12 protein-coding genes are annotated in these 8,261 nt (G+C 32.3%); 3 read left to right on the top strand and 9 right to left on the bottom strand.

Translation table 11 applies throughout. The features are described from left to right. Positions 1-219, top strand: a 219-nt coding sequence (locus JCM10991_RS14845) for a ribbon-helix-helix domain-containing protein (protein ID WP_155889587.1), incomplete at its 5' end; no start/stop codon positions are given. Between the two features lie 240 nt (positions 220-459). On the opposite strand, the gene JCM10991_RS05870 is transcribed toward JCM10991_RS14845, so the two are convergent. Genes JCM10991_RS05870 through JCM10991_RS05860 form a run of 3 tightly spaced genes read right to left on the bottom strand, consistent with a single transcriptional unit; the run spans position 460 to position 2,201 of the window. Beyond that, a complete protein-coding gene (locus JCM10991_RS05870) occupies positions 460-795 on the bottom strand; it encodes a WHG domain-containing protein (RefSeq protein WP_025020840.1) in 336 nt (111 codons plus the stop codon). An 18-nt stretch (positions 796-813) separates the two neighbouring features. Next, positions 814-1,065 carry a glutaredoxin domain-containing protein gene (locus JCM10991_RS05865; protein ID WP_023859224.1) on the bottom strand — a complete coding sequence of 84 codons (252 nt, stop codon included), beginning with the start codon at positions 1,063-1,065 and terminating at the stop codon, positions 814-816. 41 nt (positions 1,066-1,106) lie between these two features. Then, entirely contained in the window at positions 1,107-2,201 is a 1,095-nt protein-coding gene (locus tag JCM10991_RS05860) for a hypothetical protein (RefSeq protein WP_025020839.1), read from the bottom strand. A 375-nt stretch (positions 2,202-2,576) separates the two neighbouring features. Here JCM10991_RS05860 and JCM10991_RS05855 point away from each other — a divergent pair, with 375 nt between their 5' ends. Next, a complete protein-coding gene (locus JCM10991_RS05855; protein WP_025020838.1) occupies positions 2,577-2,897 on the top strand; it encodes a hypothetical protein in 321 nt (106 codons plus the stop codon). A 16-nt stretch (positions 2,898-2,913) separates the two neighbouring features. Then, positions 2,914-3,627 carry a hypothetical protein gene (locus JCM10991_RS05850; RefSeq protein ID WP_025020837.1) on the top strand — a complete coding sequence of 238 codons (714 nt, stop codon included), beginning with the start codon at positions 2,914-2,916 and terminating at the stop codon, positions 3,625-3,627. A 36-nt stretch (positions 3,628-3,663) separates the two neighbouring features. Here the strand turns inward: JCM10991_RS05850 and JCM10991_RS05845 are convergent, their stop codons facing one another. The 6 genes from JCM10991_RS05845 to JCM10991_RS05820 form a co-directional block, all read right to left on the bottom strand. Continuing rightward, on the bottom strand, positions 3,664-4,137 hold the full coding sequence (locus JCM10991_RS05845) for a hypothetical protein (protein ID WP_025020836.1): 474 nt from the start codon (positions 4,135-4,137) through the stop codon (positions 3,664-3,666). A gap of 347 nt (positions 4,138-4,484) precedes the next feature. Beyond that, the gene (locus tag JCM10991_RS05840) at positions 4,485-4,844 is read right to left on the bottom strand and encodes a hypothetical protein (RefSeq protein ID WP_023859219.1); all 360 of its coding nucleotides are present in this window, start codon (positions 4,842-4,844) and stop codon (positions 4,485-4,487) included. A 21-nt stretch (positions 4,845-4,865) separates the two neighbouring features. Further along, entirely contained in the window at positions 4,866-5,432 is a 567-nt protein-coding gene (locus JCM10991_RS05835; protein WP_025020835.1) for a hypothetical protein, read from the bottom strand. 234 nt (positions 5,433-5,666) lie between these two features. Next, positions 5,667-7,343, bottom strand: coding sequence for a PcfJ domain-containing protein (locus tag JCM10991_RS05830; RefSeq protein WP_056986842.1), 1,677 nt, complete (start codon positions 7,341-7,343; stop codon positions 5,667-5,669). Between the two features lie 105 nt (positions 7,344-7,448). Further along, a complete protein-coding gene (locus JCM10991_RS05825) occupies positions 7,449-7,850 on the bottom strand; it encodes a hypothetical protein (protein WP_023859216.1) in 402 nt (133 codons plus the stop codon). Between the two features lie 11 nt (positions 7,851-7,861). Further along, positions 7,862-8,260, bottom strand: coding sequence for a hypothetical protein (locus JCM10991_RS05820; RefSeq protein ID WP_023859215.1), 399 nt, complete (start codon positions 8,258-8,260; stop codon positions 7,862-7,864). Position 8,261 lies beyond the last annotated feature (1 nt).

The following is an 8,261-nucleotide window of genomic DNA, read 5'->3' as shown; positions in this document are numbered from 1 at the left end:
AGCAAAGTATACTTAATTACACAAGGTAAGTGCTGTGGCAGAAAACAAAAAAGGATAAATATCTATATGAATGTCGAACTTAATGATAGCTTGAAAATACAAGCAGTCAAGGAACATTCATCCGTTTCAGAGATATTATCTAAATTGGCTAAAGAATATTTAGAAAAAAACAAAATAGCTCTTACGAGCTATCGAGTGGAGCTTATATCCCCCCACTAAAGTAGGGGGATTTACGCTCCTTTTTCATTAAAAATTATCTAACTACATAATCAAAAGGATATGCGCTTTAGCGCAAAATAAAAAACCCACCTACTAAAATACAGGTGGATTACAATGCAAAGATCGTTAAGTTTTTTGGTTCGCTCTTATAGGAGCTTACCACCTACATACGTAGGGAATAACTAATGTATTTGCTGATTGAACAAATGACTTTGTGAGCTAACCTTATTGTATAACGATTTATCGCAATTGTGCAACGAAATTTTTCAATTTATCGAACTCTGATAAATCTTCTGTTCGTACTTTGTCTTCATTGATAGCTTGTTCAACAATGCTGACTAATTCACTTGCGAATTCGTTGAGTGAATCAGCTTTATTAGTGTCTTCAGTATCAAACATTATATCGAAACGGATTCCTGACTTAGTGTCGGGATGCTCAATGCTTAAGATACAACTAAAAACATTATTCTTAACTGTTGGGATCATAATTGGACTGATATTGCTACCAGATTTTGTACACCAATTTTTAGCAGCGATGTACAAAGTTTTCTTACTTATTGTTTGAATAATAGCCATTGCTGACCAACTCTCTTTCTAAATAGCGTTCTCAAGTCGTTTTTCAAGTTCAGCAAGCTTGCCAGGAGCAAAACCAACAATAACTTCATCACCATTCCCTACAAAGAGTAGGGGAACCGAGCTGAATCCTTGATCTTTTAGTTCTTGACGTGCTTGGGAATCTTGACTAACGTTAATGGTTTTATACTGGAGGTGACAACGGTCTAAGTATTTCTTAGTCATCTTGCATTGAATGCAGTTGTCTTTAGTGTATAATGTTAACTCTGTCATAATAATTCTTCCTTTCTCTATTGTACATTATTTACATTTCTCTATTGTACATTATTTACAGTTTGCTTTTGTTTTTGGGCTTGATATTTTTCAAAACTAATTCTCTCTTCTTCTCTCAAACGACTTACGCAGTTGGCAGATAGGTATAACAAGTAGGGCATGCCGTTACGCTTGCTATCATGTTTCTTGCGATATGAGACAACCTTCTTTACCGTTAAGTAGATAGCGTAAGATAACTCCTCAACACTAAGCTTATGATACTTTTTCTTAACGTTCATGGTCATCATAGGCTCAGAGGATAAGAAGGCATGCTTAATCAAGTTAGCAGCTTTATATACTACAGCATTTTCGTACTTGCTTAAATCCCCGCCGTCATAGTTAATAGGGCTCATCCTAAACAATTGGTCTAAGGCTTGATCCGTTAAACTATCAGAAATAATTTCGGAAATTTCTGGAGTATCGCCTTTAACAACTTGACGATTACCTTGATTGGCAAGGCTTTTATCTTTAGCTTGTTCTACACCTTGTAAGAATTGATCTAAGAACTCAAAAGCAGCTGTTTTTGAAACGGGTGGGATGTCCTTAGTTGCCTTGGTTAAGGTGATAAAATGGTCTTTAAAGAATACTTCAAAAGTACCTAAGTCTTGTCCATCAGCATTAAGGCGTTGTTTAACTACGGTTGTATCGACTAACATAGGATATTTGGCTTGCAACTCGTCAGTAAAAGGAAGTAAGCCGTGCAAACCGCCTGAAACAGACTCTTCTAAATAGAGGAAGGGCAATTTCATTAGATTTTCTACTACTCCTGAATTTAGATCATTTTCAATATCAATAGCAAACACTTTGGTTGCTTTCGCATCTACATGCCACGTACGGTTAATGCCGTATAATTTTGGATTAGAATTTAATTCAGGTAGGGTTAACATATTCCCTGGTGTTTGAGGACTACAGAAGTCTTCTGATTTATGAAAGCTAGTTTGGCCCTTAATAATTGCACTAGCATTTACAGGAATTTTACCAAGCTTACCGTCTTCTTTTTTCTGAATGATTGAAATGGTCCAAGTAGGGAACTGTCCTAAATACTTGATAGTCGGGTTATTGTTAAATTCTTCAATTTGTTTTTTTGTGATTTGCATGAGAAACGCATCCTTTCTAATTAAATCTTTAAACATTTTAGGCAATCATTACCTAATCTAACTACATAGGGAAAAAAATAAGGGATTTATCCCGGCCAAAATTAGTGGAATGGCCCTCTATTTTATCTTCTGAGAAAAATACACACCTCTTTAAAATATTGTTATATCAACTCAGGTTTATCTTCCGATAAAAATACAAAAAGTAAGTATTGAAGTTTTCTGTTTAATTGTAACACGATTATTTTCGTTAAAACTACTATATTTTCCGGTAGAAAAAACAGGTCTAAAATGTTAAAATTATACGTATAATAAACCAAAGTGAAATTAATAAAATGCTTTTAAAATAGGTGTTTTTTCGCAATAGAGGTGGAAAAAATGGCTGAAAAAAAGACGATATTTAAATTAAGCCTAAAGAATGAAGAACAAAAGAATAAAATTCTTTCGTTAGCAAAACAAGAGGGAATTACAGCTTCTGAATATATTTTACGTTGTGTAGCTTTTTACCAACAATCGGAAGCGGAAAATAAAGGATTCAACGCAAATAATAGTAAAGATAATTATATGGTTTATATGCTTAATAAATTGTCTGAGGATCACAGACAACTTCTAGAACTATATCAAACTAATATGGAAATCATGCAAAAAAATAATGAACAATTATGGGGCTTTTTGGTGGAGATGCCGAAGTTTTACTGAATGGGGATGAAGAATAGTGAGTAATAGTGAGTATCATTTAAACCAAGTATTAGTAAAAAAAGAAGAAGGCTACCGATTCAGAAATGAGCTACCTGAAAATTTTAGTAGATTTTATATAAGTAATGATTTTGTACATGAAACTTATGATTATATGTGCGAAAAGTACAATTTGACTTCAAAAGAATATAGTATAGCTCAAAAGGCAAGTATGTCATTGCGGTATAACATGATTGCTCTAATGGGCCTTCCAGAAGAAGTGCAAGTTGCTATGCTAGATGCTATTATTTCAAGAAATAGGTTTAAGGATGATGAAGAAATATTTTCACTTTTCAAAAAGAAATTAACCTTAGATGAAATAGAATCTGTTTCTGAAAAAGATGAACTTAGTGATAGTTCTTCGTTAGATAAAGTTGAGGAAAAATTGTCACAAGCTAATGCTCAAATCATGGAAAAATTGAATGCTATTGAAAAAAATCAGGAACGGAATTTTAAAAGCAATTTGAAAAATCTAAGTTCTGTTAATCGAAATATTTTAGGAATTATTAGATTTTTAGCGATGAGATTTTCAGACTTATATGATAATGGAAAATCAAAGTCAGAGAACCCTTCCTATCCAGAGAATGCTGATAATACTTTGAAATATGTAAAGCGGATAGATGCTATGGCACAAGATGAAGTATTAAGACGTAAAACATTAAGTAGAACCAAAAAAAGCCAGCAGCAAAGTTAAAAAATAACCGCCCAATTTGGACGGTTATTTTAGTTGTCAGAAATCATGGATATAATCTCTGATTAACGATAATAATGCGAATACTAGTGAACTTGCAACCAGTACCATAACAATAAGAGGAAAGTTAAGTGTGTTAAAGTTTAGAAGATCGTTTAATGTACTCCAAACAACACTTAAACCTACTAATAAAAGCAATTCTCTAATAAAACTTCTCTTACCTGTAGCAGTAAATTTAACTTTTCTGCTAAAGATAATTTTTAATCCTTTGAAGAATTTAACGAAGTGGAACATCCAGAGTAAACTAACAATAGTCATGGATGAGCTGTACTTGAAAAATGTAATTTTATTAACAGCTAATACTTCTGGTAAGACTTCAATGAATACGAAGAAAATACCGGCAATAAATAAAATACTTATTGCACAGGTAATAACAGATGCGAGCTTTAAGCGCAATGGTAAGCTTTGATTTTGTATCTTTGCTTTACTGTTTAAATTGTTTGCTTTTTCCATGTCTTTTTCCTTCTTTCTGTAGCTATGTAGAGAAACTACAAATTCAAGATAATATGGGCTTTAGCCCAATAATAAATAAGGACCTAAGTAAAAAAAACAACCGTATAAGGTTGAATTTTAGAGAACATACGCACTCTATGTTCGGTGTAGTGTTGTAGTTATTTGTAGTTATCATTAATTCAAGAAAGGAGGTATATATATTAATGCGTTTAGTATTTAGTAATACGCATTTTAGTATTTTACAATGTGTATAGATGTGAGTGATAGTGCGCTTCACTATACCTATAAAGAGCCTCGAAACTCAATGTCATGCCATCTTTGATTCATGATATAGGTTATAATGTTGCTTATACCATTGTAGCTTCAATAATACCTCCTAACGTATTGAATTCATCAACTGTCTTTTGATTTAATTCAATAAAGTCAGTGTCTAATTCTCCTGCATTGGGAATTGGACGAGCACTTAACAAAGTTGCTGAGACAATATTGATAGCCATATTCTTGATTTTTTGTTGACTGTCAATAAAGTCTAACTTTTCAATGTTGAATTTTGTATCAAAGACAACTTTATCTAAGTTAGGACTAACGATAATTAGATGTCCTGTTAGTTCATCCTCTTCGTATTCAATTTCTCCTTTCAAGTTGTACTTGCGTAATAAGTCAAGTACATAAAATTCAAATAAATGTTGTGATCCGCTTTTAATCATAGTATTTTTATCCTTTCTGTTTTAAATTTTTGAGGTTGGAATAACTTTTATTAATTCATCTACATAATCTTGAAGATTATCAAAACCATCATATTCAGGTATCTTCAGATTTCCCATAGGATCATAATGTGTTTTACTCATTTCCTTTTCAATTTCTTTTTCTATTTTACTGTTTTGTTTTAAAATTAAATCTTGTTCTTTAAGCTTATCGATAATATCGGACAGGGGTTCTACCGAATAGCGATAACCCATATCCTCTAAATCTTTTAAAGTAATAAAAGAGTCTTTGTCAGTGAAGGTATAAAAGAGTTCATAATTGCATGTTTGATACTTAATTGCAACGCTTTTAGAATATCCTTTGTATGAACAATATTCTAGAAATTTCTTAAGCGTTAGCCAAGAATCAAGATACAGCATAATGTTGTCTTTTAACTCATCTTTGATGTTGACTTTAAAGTTTAAAAACCTGAAAAATTGTTTAATATCATCGTTGGTGATGAAATATTTAGCTTCTTCGAAAAAGATTTCTTTATCAATATCAGTTAATGGTTCTAACTTGTATTGAACGAGAATATTATTAAATGACATTGTCAGTCAATTCCTTTCTATCCTACATAACCAAGAAAATAAGGCTTTAGCCCTTAAAGCGAAGCTTTTATAAACAAGTTTAAAACTTCAAAATAAAACAACTATCAGAAAATAGTTGTTTAAATGTAATTGTCATCCTATTTATCAATCTGAATGTAAATTCTAAACTTATTTTGAAATAAAATGTACAATACAATTTAAAGTGAAATATAAATTATATTTATAATCTAAATTCTAAGCAGCAACTTGTTCAACGTATTCTTTGACAATCTTATTTGCTTCGTCAGAAGGGCGGGCATTGTTCTTTGCTCTAAATTGTACGATATTATTAGTCTTAGGGTTTACTTCTAAGGCAAATAATGATTTGTTTGGAGCATCAACTGTGCGTACAAAGACAATAACTGTTTGCTCTTTAGCAAATTTGCTACGGTAGCTCTTAAGACAGTTGTTTAACTTAACACCTTCTTCAATCAAGTCTTGAGGTTTGTGTGGAATTGTGAAGACAAAGTTCTTAAATGTTAATTCATATTGTTTAAAGTCATCAACAGCTTTATCAAATTCCAACTTTAAGCTTTGATTTTCTTGGGTTTCTTTATCTAATTCAACTGCTAATTCAGCGTCTTCAGCATTAATTTTAAATTTATCTGGGAAGAGTGTCTTTTTGTTGATGTCCCATTTCAAATACTTAATGTTATCTACATACGATTCAAAGGCTTGAATTGAGACGTTATGCTTAATTAGATAGTTAGACAATCTGCCGGTCTTAATACGAAGTTCCTTAGCAAATTCTTCAATTCTACTACGATTTAAGAAGTAATCAATGCTAGGGTTATTCTTTAGAACTTGCTTGTTAGCTTTTAAGAACTCACGATCAATTGTGAGGTTGTGATAATAATTTAAAGGCCCAGATACTAAGTAATCAGCCATTCTAAAGGCGCCAATCTTTTGACAAAATTCAATTTCCATAGCGTACTTATAACAATTATCTAGGATATTCCGCAGATTATTTTGCTTTAATACTTCTTTGCCAATTTTATTGAAATCAATGTATTTCAAATTACTTTCAGCAAAATCTTCAGGAATAATAATTTTGTTTCTAAACATGTTAGAAATCTTATAAGCTGCAACACCAATCTTAGCGGCTAATGTCTTGCTTGTAAGCACATCACCAATTTGAGAAATAGATGGATTTTCTTTGAGAAACTCAACATTGTCACGAATGAATTTGTCAGTTAGCTTTCCTTTGTTGATGTTGCTGTATTGAGAAGATGAAATTAAAGCTTTCATAGCGTTATAAGCACCTAATTTTGCTAAATGATTAAGCCTGTCATGATACTTAACTATATTTTCGATAATTTCATAATCTCTTGCATAGTATCTAAAGCATTGGTCTTTGATAGCTTCTTCAAATTGGTTGTCAACAAATAAATCAGACAGAAAAGAACGCTTTAATTCTGCTACAAAGTCATTTATGATGTAAGCAGACATGGCACTATCAAAAATAGCCTTTGTTCTAAGACCAGTTTCAACGTGTTTAGACTCGGGGTAAGGCTTGTTTAAGTGTAGGGGCTTTTGTCCTTTTTCTAACACAATAAGGTTGCGTAATTCATGTGTGAACTTTTCTTTTCCGTTTGGAGTTGTTTGAATAACATCCCATTCTTGTAACTCAATACGCTTCTTAGTGCCTTTGACGTAAATGAATGAGTCTTGATTTACTTTTCTAAACGTCGTGTTTTTAGTTAAGCGAATATTGTTAATTAAGCGTTTAGATACTTTACGGGTTGAAGAAACAATCTTTTGTTCTTTGTTTTGCCAAATATAAACGGGAAATTCGCTGTGAGCTTCTTTCCAGAATGCTTTGGTAGGTTTTAAACGATTGTTCCAAATCTTTATTAATTTTTGTTTTGTCATGTTTTTTCCTTCTTTCTTACGATTAATAACTACATAGAAAAAAACATAAGGCTTTAGCCCCAAAAAATACCCCCAACTAAATCAAGTTGGAGGTATAGTTAATCATCATTGACATAACGATTTAGCAATTTGTTGAATTGCTGAGTTTACGAGCATTTGATCGTAACTAAAGGATTCAGCATTATTGATATTAGCATTTAGTTGAACTTCGCCTTTTTTAACATCAGAGGAAACTAATAAATCAGTATCTTCGTAATTGAACAATTCTCCGATAAAAGCGGAAAAGTTATCAAATACGATAGTATCTACTGGCAAGAAGTCCTCTGAGTTCTTTAAAGCTTCGTTATTACTGTTAGAAGTAATTTTCTGCATTACTTGGTTAACGTCTCTTTGATTTTTATAGACATAGAGCAGAATTTTCTTTTTTTGAATAACAAAGAAGAAGGGGTAAAACATCGCTTCTTTTTGCATTCTAAATTGTTGGCTTATTTTGTCGCAAAAGGGCATTAAATCGTCTCCTATCCATAAAATGCATAGGAATGACATCCCATATTTTCTTTGTAATTGAAGTTTTCTGGGATGAATTTTCCTACTTTCTTTTTGATTTCATTGATTGCTTCGTCTAAGCTTCCATAGGCTGGCCCACTGGTTAGGTCGGGTTGTTTATCAAGACCTAAGATTAAGATATGTTCTGAGTAGATGTCTAAATCAGGTGAGACAGCATCTTCATTAGGGTGAAGAATTGCATAGGTCATAATTCCAGATAATTCGGCATCCAGAATATCTTCTATGGTATCGTCTTTGGCGTGGTTTTTGCTTAGTTCTGAAGCAAATTTATCAAAATCTTCTCCTTGAATGACGATGCCCCATAAGGACGATGGGTAATAAAAGGACGATGGGGAATAATTCATGCTCATG

Origin of the sequence: Ligilactobacillus equi DSM 15833 = JCM 10991, from assembly GCF_000615765.1 — a bacterium.
GTDB classification, from domain to species: domain Bacteria; phylum Bacillota; class Bacilli; order Lactobacillales; family Lactobacillaceae; genus Ligilactobacillus; species Ligilactobacillus equi.
This window is presented reverse-complemented; position numbering and strand designations above follow the sequence as displayed.